This is a genomic window from Actinacidiphila sp. bgisy160 (assembly GCF_965342435.1).
In the GTDB taxonomy this organism is placed as follows: Bacteria; Actinomycetota; Actinomycetes; order Streptomycetales; family Streptomycetaceae; genus Actinacidiphila.
The window spans coordinates 67,974-88,441 of the sequence record NZ_CBDRCM010000020.1 but is presented as its reverse complement, the minus strand read 5'-3'; the positions used below and the strand labels follow the sequence as shown (position 1 = coordinate 88,441).

At 71.3% G+C, this 20,468-nt stretch carries 15 protein-coding genes and 1 pseudogene; 8 read left to right on the top strand and 8 right to left on the bottom strand.

Going from position 1 to position 20,468, the window contains the following annotated elements:
- Positions 1-66: 66 nt before the first annotated feature.
- Positions 67-954: a LysR family transcriptional regulator gene (locus tag ACRWNP_RS18130; protein WP_431962510.1), complete on the bottom strand. Its 888-nt coding sequence runs from the start codon at positions 952-954 to the stop codon at positions 67-69.
- Positions 955-1,255: 301 nt separating this feature from the next.
- Between ACRWNP_RS18130 and ACRWNP_RS18125 the strand changes: the two genes are divergently transcribed.
- From ACRWNP_RS18125 to ACRWNP_RS18100, 6 genes and pseudogenes are all read left to right on the top strand, one after another.
- Entirely contained in the window at positions 1,256-1,792 is a 537-nt protein-coding gene (locus ACRWNP_RS18125; RefSeq protein ID WP_431962509.1) for an NUDIX hydrolase family protein, read from the top strand.
- Between the two features lie 341 nt (positions 1,793-2,133).
- Positions 2,134-3,222, top strand: coding sequence for a hypothetical protein (locus ACRWNP_RS18120; RefSeq protein WP_431962507.1), 1,089 nt, complete (start codon positions 2,134-2,136; stop codon positions 3,220-3,222).
- A gap of 66 nt (positions 3,223-3,288) precedes the next feature.
- Positions 3,289-3,918 carry an ATP-binding protein gene (locus tag ACRWNP_RS18115; protein ID WP_431962505.1) on the top strand — a complete coding sequence of 210 codons (630 nt, stop codon included), beginning with the start codon at positions 3,289-3,291 and terminating at the stop codon, positions 3,916-3,918.
- 87 nt (positions 3,919-4,005) lie between these two features.
- Positions 4,006-4,389: a hypothetical protein gene (locus ACRWNP_RS18110; protein ID WP_431962503.1), complete on the top strand. Its 384-nt coding sequence runs from the start codon at positions 4,006-4,008 to the stop codon at positions 4,387-4,389.
- A gap of 178 nt (positions 4,390-4,567) precedes the next feature.
- Positions 4,568-4,894 (top strand): annotated as a pseudogene (locus ACRWNP_RS18105) (DUF6766 family protein); the annotation flags it as partial.
- On the top strand, positions 4,837-5,049 hold the full coding sequence (locus ACRWNP_RS18100) for a hypothetical protein (protein ID WP_431962558.1): 213 nt from the start codon (positions 4,837-4,839) through the stop codon (positions 5,047-5,049). The pseudogene ACRWNP_RS18105 and the gene ACRWNP_RS18100, both read left to right, overlap by 58 nt.
- Before the next feature lie 149 nt (positions 5,050-5,198).
- On the opposite strand, the gene ACRWNP_RS18095 is transcribed toward ACRWNP_RS18100, so the two are convergent.
- The 3 genes from ACRWNP_RS18095 to mmsA all read right to left on the bottom strand — a co-directional run bounded on the left by ACRWNP_RS18095 (position 5,199) and on the right by mmsA (position 9,233).
- Entirely contained in the window at positions 5,199-6,311 is a 1,113-nt protein-coding gene (locus ACRWNP_RS18095; RefSeq protein ID WP_431962501.1) for a substrate-binding domain-containing protein, read from the bottom strand.
- A 79-nt stretch (positions 6,312-6,390) separates the two neighbouring features.
- The gene (gene mmsB, locus ACRWNP_RS18090; RefSeq protein ID WP_431962499.1) at positions 6,391-7,689 is read right to left on the bottom strand and encodes a multiple monosaccharide ABC transporter permease; all 1,299 of its coding nucleotides are present in this window, start codon (positions 7,687-7,689) and stop codon (positions 6,391-6,393) included.
- Entirely contained in the window at positions 7,686-9,233 is a 1,548-nt protein-coding gene (mmsA, locus tag ACRWNP_RS18085) for a multiple monosaccharide ABC transporter ATP-binding protein (RefSeq protein WP_431962497.1), read from the bottom strand. Before mmsA ends, mmsB begins: the two co-directional genes overlap by 4 nt.
- A gap of 265 nt (positions 9,234-9,498) precedes the next feature.
- On the opposite strand from mmsA, the gene ACRWNP_RS18080 reads away from it, so the two are divergent.
- Complete coding sequence (locus ACRWNP_RS18080) at positions 9,499-10,689, top strand: ROK family transcriptional regulator (RefSeq protein ID WP_431962495.1); 1,191 nt, start codon at positions 9,499-9,501, stop codon at positions 10,687-10,689.
- Between the two features lie 163 nt (positions 10,690-10,852).
- On the opposite strand, the gene ACRWNP_RS18075 is transcribed toward ACRWNP_RS18080, so the two are convergent.
- Together ACRWNP_RS18075 and ACRWNP_RS18070 are read right to left on the bottom strand one after the other, a co-directional pair.
- Positions 10,853-10,996 carry a hypothetical protein gene (locus ACRWNP_RS18075; protein ID WP_431962556.1) on the bottom strand — a complete coding sequence of 48 codons (144 nt, stop codon included), beginning with the start codon at positions 10,994-10,996 and terminating at the stop codon, positions 10,853-10,855.
- Between the two features lie 86 nt (positions 10,997-11,082).
- Complete coding sequence (locus ACRWNP_RS18070; RefSeq protein ID WP_431962493.1) at positions 11,083-12,081, bottom strand: LuxR family transcriptional regulator; 999 nt, start codon at positions 12,079-12,081, stop codon at positions 11,083-11,085.
- Positions 12,082-12,324: 243 nt separating this feature from the next.
- On the opposite strand from ACRWNP_RS18070, the gene ACRWNP_RS18065 reads away from it, so the two are divergent.
- Positions 12,325-16,074 carry a S8 family serine peptidase gene (locus tag ACRWNP_RS18065; RefSeq protein WP_431962491.1) on the top strand — a complete coding sequence of 1,250 codons (3,750 nt, stop codon included), beginning with the start codon at positions 12,325-12,327 and terminating at the stop codon, positions 16,072-16,074.
- On the opposite strand, the gene ACRWNP_RS18060 is transcribed toward ACRWNP_RS18065, so the two are convergent.
- Both ACRWNP_RS18060 and ACRWNP_RS18055 read right to left on the bottom strand, forming a co-directional pair.
- On the bottom strand, positions 16,067-16,558 hold the full coding sequence (locus ACRWNP_RS18060; RefSeq protein WP_431962489.1) for an ATP-binding cassette domain-containing protein: 492 nt from the start codon (positions 16,556-16,558) through the stop codon (positions 16,067-16,069). The genes ACRWNP_RS18065 and ACRWNP_RS18060 overlap by 8 nt on opposite strands.
- Before the next feature lie 97 nt (positions 16,559-16,655).
- A complete protein-coding gene (locus ACRWNP_RS18055; RefSeq protein WP_431962487.1) occupies positions 16,656-19,934 on the bottom strand; it encodes a GH92 family glycosyl hydrolase in 3,279 nt (1,092 codons plus the stop codon).
- Between the last annotated feature and the right edge of the window lie 534 nt (positions 19,935-20,468).

Sequence of the window (20,468 nt, the reverse complement as noted above, 5' to 3'; positions counted from 1 at the left end):
CGTGCCCGGGGCCTTCCGGCAGGCACGGCGGGCGGTCCCGCGTCCGACGAGACCGGAGCCGCCGGCTCACCCGCCTCCCGCGCCCGCCGTGCGGGGGGTGATGTGCCGCAGCAGCGCCTCGACGGCGGGGGCCGCGTCGCCGCCGGGCCTCACCACCATGACCTTCCAGGAAGGCGCGTGGCGCTCGAACCGGCGGACGGCGAGGTCCGGGAAGCGGGCGGCGATCGAGGCGGGCATGACGCAGACGCCCAGGTCGTGCCGGACCAGTTCGGCGGCGGCGACGATGTCGTTCACCTCGAACACCGAGGCCCGTTCGACGGAAGCGGCCCGGGAGGCCCGGTCCACCTCGGAGCGGATGGCCCAGCCGGGCGGGAAGTCCACGAAGGGCAGGCGGGAGACCTCCTCGAAGGTCACCACGTCGTCCTCGGCGAAGCCGCGTCCCGGCGCGGAGACGAGGAGCATCTGCTCGCGCGACAGCAGACGGGTCACCAGCCCTCGTTGCTGCTGCCGGTCGAGTGCCACCACGGCGAGGTCGACCGTGCCCTCCCGCAGCGCCTGCCGGATGTCGGCCACCGCCGCCTGCCGCAGGCGGACGGTCACCCCGGGGTGCTCCGCACGCAGCCCGCCCAGGGCCCGGTGCAGGCCGGCCCAGACCCCCTGCATGGTGCCGACCGTCACCTGCCCCCGCAGCTCACCCCGTACGGCGTCGACCGCCACGCGCGCCTCCTCTGCGGCGCGTAGCGCCGCGCGGGCCGCGGGCACGAACGCCTCCCCCGCCGCGGTGAGCGACACGCGGTGCGTGGTCCGCTCGAAGAGCGCGCTGCCCAGTTCCCTCTCCAGCGCCCGCACCGTGCCGGACACGGCGGACTGCACGACGTGCAGCCGGCGGGCGGCCGCGGTGAACCCGCCCTCCTCGGCGACCGCGACGACCACTTCCATCTGCCGCAGATCCATGCGTACCCAGTGCCTTTCCGTCGACCGGCCGGAGCCGTTCATCTCCGCGGGCGATGATCCACCGCCTCCAGCATCGCACCGGCAGCGGGAAGGGCGGCCGACCCGCGCGGCACGGGTCCGGCGGCACCACATGTGACGGCTCATCACATCCGCCCTGCCCCGGCTCCCTTGCCCGGTCCGCCCGCCGTGGCCGCGGCCCTCGGGGGGACGGGGAACGGCCCTGGCCGCACGCGTCGAACAGGTTCGCGGCGCACGCCGGTGATCGCCCCCACGTGGCGGGCTCTCCGCGTACGATCACTCGATGGCCGACATGACCGAAACCACGCCCGGCTGGCTGTCTCCGGACGACCTGGAGCTCACCCGCGCACGCATGCCGATCCTGTACGTGGACGCCGTACCCGTACGGGTCGACGACAGCGGGGAGGTGACACACATCGGTCTCCTCCTGCGCATCGGACCGGACGGGAGCGTCAGCCGGGCCCTCGTCTCGGGACGGGTGCTGCACCACGAGCGGGTCCGCGAGGCGCTCGTCCGCCACCTGGAGAAGGACCTCGGGCCCATGGCGCTGCCCCGCATCCCGGTCTCCCCTCAGCCCTTCACGATCGCCGAGTACTTCCCGACGCAGGGCGTGACCCCGTTCCACGACCCCCGGCAGCACGCGGTGTCCCTGGCCTACGTCGTCCCAGTGGCGGGCGACTGCCATCCCCGGCAGGACGCCCTCGACCTGGTGTGGTTCACCCCGCAGGAGGCGTCGTCGCCGCAGCTGCAGCAGGAGATGCCGGGCGGGCAGGGCGTTCTGCTCCGGCAGGCCCTCGCGCACGTCGGCTGCCTCACCTGAGGTCCGTGGCGGCCCGGGCGGCCCGCGAGGTGGCGGGAACCGCCCGGGCACGGCGGCTCGCCGCCCCTCTGCCGGTGTCCTCCCGGACCGGCGTGTGCCAGAGGGCCCCGGCAGGGGCCGTGTGGACCGGCATGACCTCGCTGAGCCCGGCGACGCACCCGCACCAGCAGGGCCGGCGCTCTTCCGGCTCGGCTGCGTGCGCACTCACGCCGCGACGCATGAGGATCGGCCGTGCGGGTAAGGACACGCTCATGAGGGACCGGCACCGGCTGCCGGCACACCGACCACCGCGGGCCCCGGTCGCCGGGCGGCCACAGGAGCCCGGTCTGTGAGGCGCCCTGATGAAGCTGTCGTTCCTGCAACCGCTGTACAACCGGCCGGGCCCGTGGGCGAGCACCTACCTGGACACCTCCCGGGACATCGAGGAACCCGACAGGGCCATCGCACTGCGCTGGCGCCATCTGCGTGACGACCTCACGGCCCACGGCGCCGACCGCGCCACCGTCCATGCCCTGCACGCCGCGGTGGGCATGGACGACGATCTGCCCGGGCGGCACGGACAGGCCCTGTTCGCATCTCATGGTGAGCTCGTACTGGCCGAGGAGCTGCCCGCGCCGCCCGCACGCGACACGGCCCACGTCGACGAGCTGCCCGACGCCCTGCCGCTGGTGCTGCAGCGCGCCCCGGACCTTCCCTATCTGGCCCTGTTCGTCGGCCGCACAGAGGACGGCGACAGCATCCGTGTCGCCGCCCAGGGCGAGCGATGGCCGGCCGGCCGCATCGACGCGGACCTGGCCGTGAGGCAGACCGTACCGGTGGAGGAATGGCAGCGAACCGCGCCCCAGCTCGCGGCGGATCTGGCCGACCTCGCCGAGCGCGGCGGCGCCGAGGTACTGGTGCTGGCCCGGGACCCGAGTGACCCCTGGACACCTGGTGTTCTGGTCAACCGCATGCCGGAACAATTGAGGAAGAGCCTCGTCACGGTCGACACCACCGACCCCGGGGGCACACCCGACCGGGCCCTGCTGGAGGAGCAGCTCGCCCGCGAACTCGGAACCCGGCTCAACGCCGCGGACCAGGCCCGGCTGGAGGCCTATCTCGCGCAGCGCGCCAGGGACCGTGCCGCGAGCGAGGGAACCGCCGCAGTCGTCACGGCACTGCAGCGCGCGCAGGCGGCTGCCGTCCTGATCAACGATACCGCCCCGCTCCCCGACCGCTTGTGGGCGGGCCCCGAGCCGTGCCACATCGCCGTTTCGGCGCCTGAGCTGCAGGCTTTCGGTGTGTCGTCCGCCCGAGAGGAACCCGCCGGAGCCGCTCTGGTCCGCGCGGCGGCGGGCACCGGTGCCGAGCTGGTGGTCGTGCCCCGCAGCACTCTCGCCCTGGACGACGGAATAGGCGTCCTGCTGCGCTACCGCGACCGGGGCACGTAGCCCGCGCCCCCGGAATCCGCGGGCTTCCTGAACCGTTGTACCCATAGGTACAACGAAGGGGACAGGATGGAACCCGTCGACGCGGGGGAGCAGCCGGGCCGGCGATCCCCGTCGGCCGAGGAAGAACGCTGGACGCTGGCCCACCGGCCCGCGGCGCCCGCAGAAGCGCGCAGGCTCACCAGGGAAGCTCTCCAGCGCTGGAAGGTGCCCGCAGAGACAGCCGACGAAGTCCTGCTGGTCGTCTCGGAACTCGTCACCAACGCCGTGGAGCACGCCCGGCCACCCATCGTGCTGCATGTCGACCGGGACTCCCCCGGCGGCCAGGTCCGCGTGGAGGTCACAGACGGCGGGCCCGCCGCGTCCAAGGGCGAATGGGCCGCCAGTTGCAGCGACAGCGAACACGGCCGGGGCCTGTCCATCGTGCACCAGGTGGCCTCGGCCCACGGTGAACCGGAAGGAGACCGGCCACGCGACGCACTGGGCCGAACTCGCGGCCTGAAACCCCGCTGCGTCCGGGGGGTCCGCGCGTCGTTCTGGAGGGCAGCCCGTCACGGTCGGGTGACCATCAGGCAACCATGTGCTTCGCCAGAGCCGGCCGGCCGGTCGGCGCGGCGGGCCGACTCGTCCTGTCGGAGGAAGGGGCACGCCGGAGGGGCTCGACCGGATGCCAGGGATGGAGATCGCGCTGCCGGGTAGCCGACGAGAGGAGTCGGACGGGGCAGGATCCGGTCCTGCCGAACCTGTACGGAGGCGGGATGCCTCGATCGAAGGCGCTACCGGACGATGACGGCAATCACGCTGGTCGCCGTGGTGAGCGCCTGCGGCACCCTGGCTGAGCGGCGGGACGATGCGTCAACGGCTGTGGTCCGCTTCGAGCAGGCTCTTGGTGCCCAGCGGCCCGGAAAAGGGTGCGCCGCCCTGGCTCCCGCCACTCGTGACGAACTGGAGCAGGCAGCCGGACAGCCGTGTCACGACGCGATCTCCCAGGAGAAGCTGCCCAGGGCAGGTGCGGTACGGCACGTCGACGTCTACGGCGGGCAGGCGCGCGTAATCCTGGAGCACGACACCGTCTTCCTCGCTCACTTCCCCACCGGCTGGAAGATCAGCGCCGCCGGGTGCACGCCGGTGCCGCGACAGCCCTACCAGTGCGAGATCAAGGGCAGGTGAGACCCATGCGGACGATGTTCGTCGGCACCCTTGTGCTGATCGCGGTCGGCTTGGCGTACTTCATGGCTCTGGGGCTGATGCGCCGATGAGCGGCCCCACCCGCACCGGCGGCAAAGGCGTCCCCGCGCACCTGCGCGCGTGGCGCTTCGTGCGCGACAACAGCCTCGGCCTCGCCTTCATGTCGGCCTTTCTGCTTGCCCTGGCAGGACAAGCGATAGCCGGCCACGCCGAGTTCAACAACCAGCTCGTCACCGACGGCTTGGCACCCGTCACCCTGGGCGCCTACCTGACGTCCTCCGACTTCGCCGTCGACGTGACAGAGAACTGGCAGTCGGAGTACCTGCAATTCTTCCTCTACATCTTCGCCACCGTCTGGCTGCTGCAACGCGGTTCCTCGGAATCGAAGGAGCTCGGCAAGGCGGGAGCCGAAAGTGGCTGGCGGGGTTCATGGTCCGCACCCGCGGACCCACGGCCACGTGGCTCTACTACGTGGTGGATCAGGCGAACGACGCCATGGACGCGAAGGAGACGGCCATCTCCATGGCCGGTGACGAGATCGACGCCCCGTGCCTGCGGGGGCCCGGCGGCGCCGGGAGGATGGAGATCCGGCTCATCCACGACGACGGCATCGGCGCTCGCCGTCTTCTGCGCTGCCCCTGACCGGACGCCCGGTGGCCGAGGCGCCCGCCACCTGCGGCCCGCGGCACATCGCACGGTGCGACATGCCGCGGGCGCCGGAACGCGGCTGCCGCCGGTGGCCCGGGCGAGGCCCGGGGCACCGGTGGCAGCGGTGGCAGCGGTGTGCGCGACTACTTCGTGAGCGGGGAGAGCTTCGGGTCGTTGGCGTAGGCCTCGGCCGCGTTCTCCTTGGTCACGATGACCGGCGGGAGCAGGTACGACGGGACGACCTTGTTGCCGTTGTTGTACGACTTGGTGTCGTTGATCGTCGGCTTGCCGCCCTTCTGCAGGGCCTGGACCATCTTGATGGTCTCGGCGACCAGCTTGCGGGTGTCCTTGTTGATGGTGGAGTACTGCTCACCCGCCATGATCGACTTCACCGACTCGACCTCTGAGTCCTGGCCGGTGACGACCGGGACCGGCTTGCCGGCGCCCTTCACCGAGGTGATGATCGCGCGGGCGAGGGTGTCGTTCGGCGAGAGCACGCCGTCGAGCTTCTTCTTGCCGTTGTAGGTGGAGTTCAGCAGCGAGTCCATCCGGCTCTGGGCGTTCTCCGCCTTCCAGCCCTGGGTCGCGGTCTGCTTGATGTCGGTCTGACCGGAACCGACAACGATGTCGCCCTTGTCGATGGCGGGCTTGAGCACCTCCATCGCACCATCGAAGAAGACCTTCGAGTTGTTGTCGTCCGGCGAACCGGAGAACAGCTCGATGGTGTAGGGGCCCTTGGCCTTCTTCGCCTTCATGCCGTCCAGCAGCGCCTGGCCCTGCAGCTGACCGACCTTGAAGTTGTCGAACGCGATGTAGTAGTCGACGTCCGGCGTGTTGGTGATGAGGCGGTCGTAGGCGATGATCGTCGCACCGGCCTGCTTGGCCTGCGCCACCTGGGTGGACAGCTGCGAGGCGTCGGTCGCGCCGATGACGATGACCTTGGCGCCCTTGGTGACCATGGAGGAGATCTGCGCCTGCTGGTCCGCGACGGTGGTCGAGGCACCCGCGTACTGGACGTCGGCCTTGAAGCCGGCCTCCTTGAGGCCGTTGGTGAACAGGTCACCGGCCAGCACCCAGTTCTCCGAGGTCTTCGCCGGCAGCGCGACACCGACCAGGGCGTCCTGCGCGAAGCCGCCCTTGGCGTCGCTGGTGTCCTTGCCGGTGGAGCCCTCGCGTTCGTTGGAGCACGCCGTGCCCAGGGCGAGCAGCGCGGCGGCGCCGATCACGGCGATGCCTCTGGTGATGGTTCTGCGCATGTGGGTTGTGCCCTTTCCTGGTGATGCCGGGTGGGACGAGCGCCGCCTGGCGCGGCACCCTGGGGGTACTGCCGGTCGGTCAGCCCGCGACCGGAGCCTTGTCGGGGTCGGAGGCCGGGTTCGGCGGGTCGACCGGTGTGGACGTCTCGTTCTGGCGGAACGGACGCATCAGGGTGCCGATGATCGAGAAGCGCCCCTGGCTCTTGCTGTAGACGTCGAACGCGACGGCGAGGAGGAGGACCAGGCCCTTGATGATCTGGACCATGTCCGAGCCCACGCCCTCCAGTTGGAGACCGTTGTTGAGCAGCGCCATGACGAGACCGCCGACGATGGAGCCGCTGATGGTGCCCAGACCGCCGGAGACGGCGGCACCACCGATGAAGACGGCGGCGATGGCATCGAGTTCCCAGCTCAGACCGTCCTGCGGGCCGGATGCCGCGGAACGGGCCACGAAGATCATCCCGGCGAGGGCGGCCAGCACGGACATGTTCATCATGACCAGGAAGTTGACCCGCCGGAGCTTCACGCCGGACAGCTCGGCCGCGCGGGAGTTGCCCCCGACGGCGTAGATGTGGCGGCCTCCGATGGTGTTGCGGGTGTAGTACGAGTACGCGAGCACCAGGGCGATCAGGATGATGCCCGAGATCGGGAAGCTGGTGCCGATGCGGCCACCGGCGAAGCGCAGCGTCGCGAAGACGATGACACCCACCATCACGACCAGGCGGATTCCCGTCACCCACACCGGCGCGGCGTCGGCGTGCATGACGCGCCGGGTCTGCCGGGCCCGCCACTCGCGCCAGACCACACCCGCGCAGGCGACCAGGCCGAGCAGCAGAGTCAGGTTGTTGTAACCGGTGTCCGGGCCCACCTCGGGCAGGAAGCCGGCGCCGATGTCACGGAACCCGACGGGGACCGGCACGGTGTCGGCGTTGCCGATGTACTGGTTGCCACCGCGGAACAGGAGCATGCCGGCCAGGGTGACGATGAACGCAGGCACCCCCACGTACGCCACCCAGAAGCCCTGCCAGGCACCGATCGCCGCGCCGACGAGCAGGCCGAGCAGGATGCCCAGGGGCCAGGGGAGCGAGTGCTCCTGCATCGTCTTGGCGACCACGATCCCGGTGAAGGCGGCCACCGAGCCGACCGAGAGGTCGATGTGCCCGGCGACGATCACCATCAGCATGCCGATGGCCAGGATCAGGATGTAGGAGTACTGGCTGACCACGGCGATGAGGTTGCCGGAGGTCAGGGTCAGGCCCCCCGTCCAGATCTGGAACAGGAGCACGATCGCGACGAGTGTGGCGATCATGCCGAACTGGCGGGCGTTGGAGGTCGTGCCCCCGAAGAGGTTCTTCTGCAGATCTGAGATGCGGCTCATGGGCTCGGTGTCTTCTTCATAGAGGTCATCTGTTTCATGAGGAGTTCCGGGTTCGCGTCGCGGCGCGTCACCTCACCGGTGATGGCACCTTCGAACACCGTGTAGATGCGGTCGCACAGGCCGATGAGCTCGGGCAGTTCCGAGGAGATGACGACGACGCCCTTGCCCTGCCGCACGAGCCGCTGGATGATCCCGTAGATCTCGTACTTGGCGCCCACGTCGATGCCGCGGGTGGGCTCGTCGAGGATGAGCAGGTCGGGGTCGGTGAACATCCACTTGGCGACGACGACCTTTTGCTGGTTGCCGCCGGAGAGCTTGACGACCTCCTCGTCCACGCTGGGAGTCTTGATCCTCAGGTTCTGCCGGTACTCCTCGGCGATCCGGTGCTCGCGCACCGGGTCGATGACCTGGTGGCGGGAGATCTTCGACAGTTTGGCGGCGACCATCGAGGTCTTGATGTCGTCCAGCAGGTTGAGGCCGATCGACTTGCGGTCCTCGCTGACGTAGGCGAGGCCGTGCCGGATGGCCTCCGACACCGTCTTGAGGTGGATCTCCTCGCCATTCTTGAAGACCCGTCCCGACAGGAACGTGCCGTAGGAGCGGCCGAACAGGCTCATGGCGAGTTCGGTGCGCCCGGCGCCCATGAGCCCGGCGAAGCCGACGATCTCACCGCGCCGCACCGTGAAGCTGGACCCCTTGCAGACGAGCCGTTCCTCGGAGGCGGGGTGCCGCACGGTCCAGTCGCGGACCTCGAAGAACACCTCCCCGATGTCGGGCGTGTGGTCGGGGAACCGGCTGTCGAGTTCGCGGCCGACCATGCCGCGCACGATGCGGTCCTCGTTCACGCCGTCGGCCTCGACGTCGAGACTCTCGATCGTCCGGCCGTCGCGCAGGATCGTGATGGTGTCGGCGACCGCCTCGATCTCGTTCAGCTTGTGGGAGATCATGATCGAGGTGATGCCGCGGTCGCGGAAGCCGCGCAGCAGGTCGAGCAGGTGCTGCGAGTCGGACTCGTTCAGGGCCGCGGTCGGCTCGTCGAGGATCAGCAGCTTCACGTCCTTGGCGAACGCCTTGGCGATCTCGACGAGTTGCTGCTTGCCGACGCCGATGTCCTTGACGAGCGTGTCCGGGTCCTCCTTGAGCCCGACCTGCTCCATCAGCTCCAGCGCACGGTGCTGTGCCGTCTTCCAGTCGATCCCGCCGCGTTTGCGCGGCTCGTTGCCGAGGAAGATGTTCTCCGTGATCGACATGCCGGGGATCAGCGCCAGTTCCTGGTGGATGATGACGATGCCGGCCTGCTCGCTGGCACGGATGTCATGGAACCGGACGGTGTCGCCCCGGTAGACGATCTCACCGGTGTAACTGCCGTGCGGGTGGACGCCGCTCAGCACCTTCATGAGGGTGGACTTTCCTGCGCCGTTCTCGCCGCAGATCGCGTGGATCTCCCCCTCCTTCACCAACAGGTTGACGTCCGCGAGCGCGGTCACGCCCGGGAACGTCTTGGTGATGGACCGCATCTCCAGCAGCATCGGGGCGCGGCTCATGCGCGGAGCTCCACGCTGCGGACGCCGCGACGATCACGCGGACCCGCCTGCCCTGGGATGCGACATTTCGTGGACATCAACTCGCCTCCGATGACACTGCGCCGTGCCTCCATGCCGGACCTGTTGCGGCTTGGGCACCGGACTTTAAATCCATTTGTTTTACTAAGTCAACGCCCTTGAGCGGTATCGTCGTTGCGGCAAGAGAGGAACGCGCGTGCGGCAGGCAGGAACAAACCTCCCCAAAGTCGGGCGGTACAATCGGGCGGTGGTCCTGGACCAGATCCAACTCGCCGACGGGATCAGCCGGGTCGAGATCGCCCAGAAGACGGGACTGACCCCGCAGACCGTCTCGGGGATCGTGCGCCGTCTGCTGGACGAGGGGATCGTGCGGGAGGACGGGGCCAGTCGTGGCGCGGGCGGCGGCAAGCCCCGCACCACCTTGCGGGTCAACGCGGACGCCGGCAACGCGGTCGGCCTCGTCTTCGACCCGGTCGAACTCACCTGTTGCGTGGTCGACCTGCTCGGCCGGCCCCTGGTCGTCAGACGGCACCCCACTCCCCCCGGCACCGATCCCACGCACGTGGTGGCCGCCATGGCCGACCTGGTCGCCGAGGTGCTCGCCGAGGCGGACGTGCCGCGCGGCAATGTCCTCGGGCTGGGCCTCGCCACCCCGGGACCCATCGACCAGCGAAACGGCATGATCGTCGCCCCGCCCCAGCTCGCGCACTGGACGCGGGTGCCGCTGCAGCAGATGCTCAGTGACGCGACGGGCCTGCCGGTGACGCTCGACAACGACGCCACCGCCGCCGCGGTCGGCGAGCGCTGGTCCGGCGCGGGCCGGGGCGTGGCGAACTTCGCCTATCTGTTCTTCGGCACCGGCATCGGTGGCGGCCTGGTCCTCAACCACCAGGTCTACCGGGGTGGTTCGCTCAACGCCGGCGAGTTCGGCCACTCCACGGTGCTGTCGGACGGGCCGGAGTGCTACTGCGGCAACCGGGGCTGCCTGGAAGGACTGGCGAACCCGTCCGCGATCGTCGCCGAGACCCACCGCCGCCTCACCGACAAGCCCGGCGTCAGTGTGCTGTCACCCGCGTTCGACCGGGACCCGGCCTCCGTCGACCATGCCGCGGTCCAGCTCGCGGCGGGAGCCGGCGACCCGATCGCGACCGGGGTCATCGACGACGCCGCGCGCCACGTCGCCACGGTCGCGGTGTCCATCGCCAACTTCGTCGACGTGGACCTCATCATCCTCGGCGGTCACGGCATCCAGCACGTGGCGTCCCGGTACGTGGAAGCCGTCGCCTCCGCGCTGTCCTCGAGACCCCTGGCCCGGCACATCCGCGTCGTCCAGGTCGCGGCCTCCCCCCTCGGCGCTGACGCGGCCGTCGTGGGCAGCGCCGCGCTGGTCCTGCACGCCACCTACTCGCCGCAGCTGTCGTCGCTGGTCCTGGACTGACGGAGGTGTCCGGCAGAGCCGGCGGTCACCCCATCGTGAGTCTGACGCGCAGCAGCGCCCGCCCTGGGGAGCGGCACCGGCGAAGCGGTCGAAGACGCGTTCGCGGTCGGCTGCCGGGATGCCCGGGCCGCCGTCGGCCACCTCCAGCACGGCCCATCGGCCGTCACGGGCAACGCTCGTCCCACCAGCCGTCCAGGACGGACAGGTTGAGGCAGCCGTTCAGCGCGGCCTTCATACCGAGCCGGTCGCGTGCCGCCGGCGTTGTCCAGGAGGTTGTCCAGGACGCGTTCGAGCCGCTTCCGGGCACCACTGATGACGGTCACTCGGACGGCGCGGCACACCGCCGCGCGCTCCTCCCACCGCCCCCAGCGGCACATCGGCCCGGCTGCGTGCTCACACCCAGTCGCGCCGGGCCGCCGCGACGCCGGCGCCGAACCGGTTGGTGGTACCCAGTTCCGTGTAGAGGTCCTGGATCCGCCGGCGCAGGGTGCGTGTCGAGACGCCGAACTGGCGGGCGATGGCGTCGTCCTTGACCCCGGCGGCGAACAGGGCGAGCAGGTTCCGCTCCTCGTCGGTGGGTTTGCGCACCCCTTCGCCCGGGGTGGACGGCTCCGGTGCCGGCGGCGGTGTGCCGGGCCCGCTCAGTGAGGCCGCGCCCGCCCAGTAGCGCTCGAAGAGCTCGGTCAGTGCCTCCAGCAAGGGGGGCGCCTCGGTGTAGAGGCAGTCGGTGCTGTCGGCGCCCAGACTCAGTGACACCATCGCCGCCGAACGGTCCGCCATCGCCAGCTTGATCGGCAGCGCGGACACGACCCTGGCCTCCTCGCCGCGCGACACGAGGCTGCCCAACTCCTGCCAGCCGCCGTCCTCGTCGAAGCTGGCGGCAGCGTAGACGACCCGCACCCGCACCCCGCGCCGGACGGCGGCCTCGTCGAGCGGTCCGTTGGGGGCCAGCAGGAACGGTGGGCGGTCCAGGGCGCAGATCTCGTACCGGGCGGCCTGCTTCAGGCGGTAGTAGCAGTCCCCCACCTCCTCCGGGCCGCTGATCGTCCGCGTTGCGGGTTCGATGCCGCTGGACCGCCTGGCCTCGTCGAATATCGCGCCGAGCGGCCCGGTGGCCTCGCGCACCGCGGCCAGTTGACGTTCACGTGCCTCCACCAGTGCGCGCAGCGCGTGACGCGGGTCGACGGTCAGGTACTCGCCGGAGGAGCGGCGGCTGAGCAGTCCGGAGTGGTGAAGGCGTTCCAGCAGCGCCAGCGCCTGTCCGGTGCCCATCCCGAACCCCGCCGTGACGTCGTCGACGGTCCCGCCGCCGCGTGCCAGCAGATCGCGGTAGACGGCCTCCGCCCCCGCGTCGAGTCCTACCAGCCCCAACGGCGCGTCGGTCTCCGTCATCGCTCCCCACCTCCGGCCCGTGTACGCGTGAGTGAGCTGACGCAACGTCACATTCGTGTGCCGCGGGGCGCCGACCGCTCACACCGTGCAGTGTGTCTCGCTTGCCGATCATTGCGGCACTTTGCGCCGTGTCCACTTGGTGACATGGCACACAAGCGCCAAAGGGCCGCCTTTACAGGGATGCGAACGAATGGCTGACTGCGATCATCCCCAGCTCATCTAGTCCATGAGGTTCCCTTGCGCATGCCTCCGTCCCGCAGACGCGGGCTGACAGCCGCCGTCGCCGCCCTGGTGGTGCTGACGGCCACGGGTCCGGCCGCGGCCGACCCGACGACGCCGTCCCCCTCCCCCAGCGCGGCAGGCGCCGCATCCGCGGCCGAGCGCACCGTCACGCTGATCACCGGTGACAGGGTCACCGTGACCGGCGACGGACCTGCCCAGGCCGTCACGTCGGTCACCGGCCCGAACGGCCGGGCCGTCGGCGCCCACGTGATGTCGGTGGGCTCCGACACCTACGTGTATCCCGAGGCCGCGGTGCCCTACATCGCGTCAGGGGCTTTGGACGAAGGGCTCTTCAACGTCACCGCGCTGCTGAAGGACGGTTACGACGACGCGCGCAGCGACCGGCTGCCGCTCATCGTCACGTACACCGACGCGGCCGCGCGCTCCCGCAGTGCGAAGACCCCGGAGGGCGCCCGCAGGACGCTGACCCTCAGCAGCATCCAGGGCGCGGCGATCTCCGCCGAGCACGAGCGGGCCGCGGACCTCTGGTCATCCCTGACCGGATCCGAGGCCAAGGCCACCGCGGCCTCGTCGACGGCCTCCGGCGGACGACTGGCCGGCGGCATCGCCAAGGTGTGGCTGGACGGCAAGGTCGAGGCCACACTGTCCGACACCACCGCGCAGATCGGCGCCCCGGAGGTCTGGGACGGCGGGGACACCGGGCAGGGCGTGGACGTCGCGGTCCTGGACACTGGCATCGACGCCGCGCACCCGGACTTCGCCGGCCGCATAGCGGCGACCGAGAGCTTCGTGCCCGGCGCGGACGTCACCGACCGGCACGGTCACGGCACCCATGTCGCCTCCACCGTGGCCGGGACCGGCGCCGCCTCCGGTGGCACCGAGAAGGGCGTCGCTCCGGGCGCGTCCCTGCACATCGGCAAGGTCCTGGACGATTCCGGCAGCGGCCAGGACTCCTGGATCCTGGCCGGCATGGAATGGGCCGCCCGAGACCAGCACGCCAAGGTCATCAGCATGAGCCTGGGCGGTGGCGCGACCGACGGCACCGACCCGCTGAGCGAGGCCGTGAACCGGCTCAGCGCGGAGACCGGGGCACTGTTCGTCATCGCGGCGGGCAACTCCGGCCCGGGGCCCTACACCGTGAGCGCCCCCGGTGCCGCCGACGCCGCGCTGACGGTGGGCGCGGTCAACGGCCCCGGCAAGGGCGTGGACCAGCTGGCGTCGTTCTCCAGCCGCGGCCCCCGCGTGGGTGACAACGCCGTCAAGCCCGACCTGACCGGCCCCGGGGTGGACGTGCTGGCTGCACGTTCGCAGTACGCCCCTGAGGGCGAGGGCGCGTACCAGACGATGAGCGGCACCTCCATGGCGACGCCCCACGTGGCGGGCGCCGCGGCCCTGCTGGCCGCCAAGCACCCGGACTGGACGGGGCAGCAGCTCAAGGCCGCCCTGACCAGCACCACCGCGAGCACCCAGCGGTTCAGCCCCTTCGAGGCGGGCAGCGGGCGCGTGGACGCCGCCGCCGCCGTGAAGGCCACGCTGGTCGCCTCCGGCGACGCCTACGCGCAGACGCACTACCCGTACACGCCGGGCCAGACGGTCCGCAGGGACGTCACCTACACCAACTCCGGCGCCGAACCGGTCACCGTGGACCTGTCCCTGAACCCGGGCCAGCTGCCCGAGGGCCTGTTCACGCTGACCGACTCGCGGCTGACCGTGCCCGCGCACGGCACCGCCTCCGTCGGCGTGATCACCCACCTCGACGCGGCCGAGGACAACGGCGCGTACGCCACCCGCCTCGTCGCCACCGGCGCCGACGGCACGGCCCTGGCCCGCACGACGGTCGGGGTGAACAAGGAGGGCCGCCGGGTCAACCTGACGGTCACCGCCAAGGACCGGCACGGCACGGCCCTGCCCGGCACCCTGATCCTGAAGGACGTGGAGCGCAACACCACGCCCAAGGCGTTCACCGTCGACGCCTCAGGCCGCATCGACCTGCGCCTGTCCCCGAGCACCTACTCGGCGTGGCTGAACGCCGACGTGCCCGGCGTCGACGGCACGCACACGCTGGGCTTCGCGATGTTCTCGGCGCCGCAGATCGACCTCGACGCCGACCGCACCGTCCGGTTCGACGCCGCGAGCCTGCGCAAGGCGGCCGCCGTCACGCCGCAGCCGACCGCCAACCAGTTCATGCGGGTGGACCAGTACCGCACCAACGGCGACCTGTTCCCGTTCCTGGACAGCTACATGCCCGAGTACTGGCGCTACGACAGCCTCTGGGTGACCCCCACACCGAAGGTGACGACGGGCTCGTACCACTTCGCGACCCGCTGGCGGCAGATCCAGCCACCGCTGACGTTCTCCTCCGGCTCGCAGAGCTACGACGACGTCACCGTCCAGAGCATGTCGCCCAAGCTGCCCGACGGCACGGGCAGCTACCGCGCGGTCCTGGCGGGCGAGGGCTCGGCCGCGGACTTCCGCAAGGTCACGGTGCGCGGCCAGGTGGCCGTCGTGCGCCGAAGCGACACCCTGTCCGCACCGGACCAGGCCGCCGCGGCGGCGAAGGCCGGCGCACGGCAGCTGCTGATCCTGAACGACGGCTACGGCAAGTACGACCCCTGGGCCGACCTGCCCGACGCCGCGCCGCTGCCGGTGGCCTCGCTCGGCGCCGACGACAGCGCACGGCTGCTGAGCCGGCTCCGCAGGCCGGGCGCGGCGACGCTGAAGGTGGTCTCGCACCCGCGTCCGCGCTACGCGTACGACCTGATCCGCCACCACGACGGGGCGGTCCCGAAGGACCCGTCCTACCGTCCCGGTCCCCGCGACCTGGCCCGCATCGACGAGTCGTTCCGCAACAGCACCCAGGCCGAGGCCGTGGTGTACCGCGAGGACGTGTCGCTCGTCTTCAACCGCCCCATGCTCGTCCAGTCGACGCCGGTCGCGGCCCAGGGCACCCTCACCTCGTGGGTCTCGGCGGGCGACGACGCCCGCTGGATCTCCACCGCCGCCATGCACGACCTCGGCCAGCGGGGCGTGACGCGCACGTACAAGGCGCGCAGCACGAGCTCCGAGACGTGGTTCTCGGCGATCCAGCACCCGCGGCTGCTCAACGACGGCATCAGCTGGACGGCCCCCTTCCGGGTGGGCGACATCATCAGCACGTCCACCCTGCCGGCCTGGGGCGACTCGGGCGGTCACGCGGGCGTCGCCTGGGTGGACGGCAACACGTCGAAGGTCTCGCTGTACCAGGGCGACCAACTGCTCGGTGAGGACTACAACGAGCGGATCGTCATCGCCGAGGGGCTGTCGCCCGATCCTCAGCCCTACCGGATCGTGCTGGAGGGCCGGCGCAACGTGGCGGACCGCCCCTACTCGACCCGCACCCGCACCGAGTGGGGCTTCACCTCGAGCACCACGGACTACGCGAGCCTCACGCCCCTGCCGCTGCTGCAGCTCGACTACGCGGTGGCCACCGACCTGTCGGGCAGGGCGGGCCACCGGACCGGGCTGACGGTCACCGCCTCGCACCTGAAGGGCGCGGCGGGTGCCGGGGCGATCCGCTCGGCGACCCTCGAGGTGTCGTACGACGACGGCGCCACCTGGCGCAAGACGACGCTGCGTCAGTCCGGCACTGGCTGGAAGGCGCAGCTCGACGCGCCGTCGCGGGCCCGCTTCGCAAGCCTGCGGACGACGGCCCTGGACACGAAGGGGAACAGCGTCAGCCAGACCCTGATCCGAGCGTTCGGTCTCAAGTAGCCGACGGCGTCACGGGCGAAGGGCCCTTGTCCCCGGTGTGGTACCGCGGACAAGGGCCCTTTTCGGGATGTCGGCCCTGGTCGGGGATGCCCACCAGGTCCGCTGGTTCAAGGGCCCGTTGGCGAGCCTGCGCGGCGGTGAGGTCCTGGTGGATCCGCAGGGCCTCACCGGCTGTGCCGACGCAGAAGTCGCAGGTGAGCGCGGAGAGCGGGTCCTGGAAGACCATGCCGATGGCGCGGCCGCGGATGCCGGGCATCCGGCGGTCGGACAGCCCGAGCAGTTCGCGGTCCCCGCGCCGTACCGAGCCGGTGACCTCGGCGTCTTCCGGGAGCAGTCCGAGCACGGCGGTGGCGGTGACGGACTTGCCGGAACCGGACTCGCCGACGACGGCGAGGTTCTCGCCGGCGCGGAGCGTGCGGTCCACGCCGCGGGCGGCGTGCACCTGTCCGGCCTCGCCGCGAAAGGACACCCGCAGGTCGCGCACGGTCAGGACCGGGCAGCGTTTGTCCGGCGCGCCGCTGCGGGCAGCGCGAAGGGCGGGCGCGGAGTCTCCTCCGCGCCCACCCCTGGGATTGTCCTCGTCAGTCCACCGCGAGAGTGAAGACGTGGAGGTCCGTGTTGTCCGGGAGCTTCACGCTCGTGATGGTCTTGCCGTCCGGTGCCGTGAACGGCTTGGTGGCGAAGACGTACGTGGCCACCGGGTCCTTGTCCGCGCCGGCCACGTTCCGGTACGCGGTCTTGGCGACGACCTCGTTGCCGAACCGCACGCTGCCGCCGCCTCCTCCGACCGTCCAGTCGGTGAAGGACAGGTCGACGGCGCCGCTGCTTCCGTCGGCGTAGGTGACCGTCGCCGTGGTCTGCTGGTCGCCGTTGACGGCGCTGCCGACGAACGACAGCCGCGAGGCCGGGGTGGGCAGTTCGATGGTCTGGCCGGTCGCGGAGGCGTTGTCGGGACGGCCGGCCGGGGACTGCGGCCAGGTGAACGCGAGGCCTCCGGGGACCGTGCCCCGCGTGCCACCGGTGAGGCCGGCCGCGGCCAGGGCCTGACGGGAGTAGCTCCAGCCGCCGCCGTCGTAGTCCGCCTCGTCGTGGTCGCCGGAGTCGTCCGAGATGCCGGTGCTGTTGTACGCCGCGATCAGGGAGCCGGGAGCGGCCACCGTCAGCGCCACCGGCTGCTCGTACGAGGTGTCCCCGTAGCTCACCGCGACCTTGGCGTCGTAGAAGCCCTGCTTGACGTCCCCGGCCGTGGACAGGGTGATCTCCTGGGAGCCGTCGGTGAACGTCCCCTCCGCGGGGGACGCCGTGACGCCGTCGGGCACCTCGACGCGGAAGCGCACCTGTGGTGCCTGACCGCCGCGCAACGACAGGGCGCGGATCCCCACCTTGGTGCCGCCGCCCGGGGCGATCGTGGCCGTGGTCGGTCCCACGCCGACCTGGTACGGCTGCTCGCCCTCCCGGAACGAGGGCGGCGCGTCGGCCGCGTCCGCGCCCCAGGCGCGGTCGGCCGTGCCCGACAGCGTGTAGTCGAGCCTGCCGCCGTCCTGGACGAAGGAGGCGGGCAGCCACGGGCGGTCACTGGCGCGGCCGTTGACCTTCAGTGATCGCACGTACGGAGCGTCGGCCGCCGCGCCCGCCGCGCGGATGGAGATGTCGTTCCCGGCGGGGCGCTCGATCTCGATCCGCGGGAACAGCGGGGAGCCGAGGACGAGTTCGGCACGGGAGGGCACCTGCGGGTACATGCCGAGGGCCGAGAAGACGTACCAGGACGACATCGCGCCGAGATCGTCGTTGCCGGGGATGCCGCCCGGCTGCGTGGACCACAGGGCGCCCATGGCGGCCCGCACCGTCTCCTGCGTCTTGTAGGGCGCGCCCGCGTAGGCGTAGAGGTAGGGCACGTTGATCGACGGCTCGTTGTCCATCTCCGACTTCTCGCCGCCGCTGCCGGTGAAGGCCCACTTGCCGTCCGCCGTGTGGAAGAACGCGTCCAGCCGGTCGAGGGCCTTGTCGCGGCCGCCCATCGCGGCGAACAGCCCGGCCGGGTCGTGCTGCACCATCCAGGTGTACTGGGCGGCCGTGCCCTCGACGAAGCCGTTGCCGGTGGCCGGGGTGAACCCGGTGACCCAGCTGCCGTCGGCCGCCCGGTTGGCGATGTAGCCGCCGCTCGGATCGGCCGCGAGGTTGAAGTTGTTCTGCCACCACTGGGAGCGCCGGGCGAAGTCGGCGGCGGTGCGCTTGTCCCCCGCGGCCGAGGCGAGCTGTGAGAGGGCGAAGTCGGCGCCCGACATCTCCAGCGTCTCGGCGGCGCCGCCCCAGGCGTTGGAGACGGACGGCATGTAGTGCAGCTTCAGGTACTTGTCCAGGGACGGGCGCTGACCCACGGACAGGATGGGCTTGCCCGCCGCCGAGAGGTCCCGTTCCGTCGGCACGGTCGCCGCCTTCACCAGGGAGTCCAGCGCGCCGCGCAGGTCGAAGTCCGTGCCGCCGAAGGCCCGGATCCCGGCGAGGGCGGCGGGCGACGGGTCACCGTTCATGACGTGCGTGCCGGCGGCGCCGTGCAGCCAGCGGTCCCAGACGCCGCCGTTCTGCCGCGCGAGCTCGTACAGCGACTGGGCGATGTCCGAGCCGGTGCGCGGGCTCAGCAGGGTGAGCAGCTGGACCTGCGAGCGGTAGACGTCCCAGCCGGAGAAGGTGCCGTACTGCGCCTGGTGGCCGCGGGCCACTTTGTGGACCTCGCCGTCGCTGCCGCGGTATCTGCGGTCGGCGTCGCTGATGACGTTGGGATGGATCAGCGCGTGGTAGAGCGCGGTGTAGAAGGTGGTGCGCTCGGCGTCCGTGCCGCCGCCGACCTTGATCGCGCCCAGCCGCTCGCGCCACGCGCGGCGGGCCGCGTCCCGTACGGCGTCGAAGGAGCGGTGCCGCGGGTTCTCCGCGGCGAGGTTGGCCTCGGCGCCGGCCTGGCTCACGTAGGAGATGCCGACCTTGACGTTCACCGGTCCGTCACCGGGCGCGAACTCGACCCAGCCGCCCGCCCCCTTGCCGGCGACCGGGTTCCCGCCGCCTGAGAAGCCTCCGGTGCCGCCGGCGGCGTTGGTGGACCCGGGGGTCACCTTGTCGTCCTGCCAGGTGCCGGTCGCCTTGAAGGCCCGGTCGAAGCGGGCGGTGAAGTACAGGGTGTAGTAGGAGCGGCGGCCCTCCGGGTCGAGGTAGCCGCAGAAGTTTCCCGAGGTGACCGAGCCGGAGACGGTGCGGGTCCGCGGGTCGATGGTCACGGTCGAGTCCGTCGAACCGACCTCGGAGTTGGCGGTGCGGATCAGCATGGTGGCGGGCTTGTCCGCGGGGTAGGTGAAGCGGCCGGAGCCGGTGCGCGCGGTGGCGGTCAGGTCGGCCGTCACGCCGGAGGACAGGCCCACCTTGTAGCGGCCGGGCTCGGCGGTCTCGTCGGCGTGCTTGAAGTCCGCGGCGTACACCGCGTCCTTGGTGTCGGCGGCCGGCGAGGTGGTGACCTCGCCGGCGTACGGGAGGAACGGGATGTCGCCGCTGCCGCCCGCGCAGCCGGTGCCCGACATGTGGGTGAGGCTGAAGCCCCGGACGCGGGTGGCGTCGTAGTGGTAACCACCCGGGGCCGTGGTGCGCGTGGCGTCGCCACGGGTGGTCTCGGGGCTCCAGGACAGCATGCCGAGGGGCACGACGGCGCCGGGGAAGACGTTGCCGCCGTTCCTGGTGCCGATCAGGGGGTCGACGTAGGAGGTGGGGTCCTGCACGAGATCCGGTGGCGGCGCGGAGGGCGACGCCAGGGCGGGAGCGGCGCCGCCGACCGCCAGGACGGCGGACAGCAGCACGGACGTCGGAGGCAAACGCATGACGCGACCCTTCTTCCGGACGGGTCGCGCACCACGGGTCACACAAGCCGCGGGGACAGTAGCGCGCCCCGCCGGTGTGCGGGAAGACCGCCTCGGGTGCACGTCAACTCCCTTGACAACGTTGCCTCTCGGGCCGGTATAGTCATCCGCAGCTCAAGTGACAACGTTGTCGCGCACCACGGTTCCGCCACAAGCCCCCCTGCACGCACGGCACTCCGTCCCCACCCACCCGGTCCCGACTTCACGGCTGCACAGTGGGGCTACCGGCCCCCGGGGCCGGCAACCGGCCGTCCTCGCGCCGCCGTGGACTCGCCACCCTGGCCCCGGCCCGGATGCTCGACGAGGCGCGTGGCCCGGGGCCGGCGCGGGTGCTGATGTCTGCGAAGCCGCCAACACCGCTTCCGCGCGGACGATCGAGCGCAACGGCGGCGTCCTCGAACCCGACGGTGACCAGGAAACCGGGTCGGGCGCCGTGCGGCGTCACTGGGTCACCGTCGCCTGAACAGACGCGACTTCAGGGTGAAGCGCCCGCGC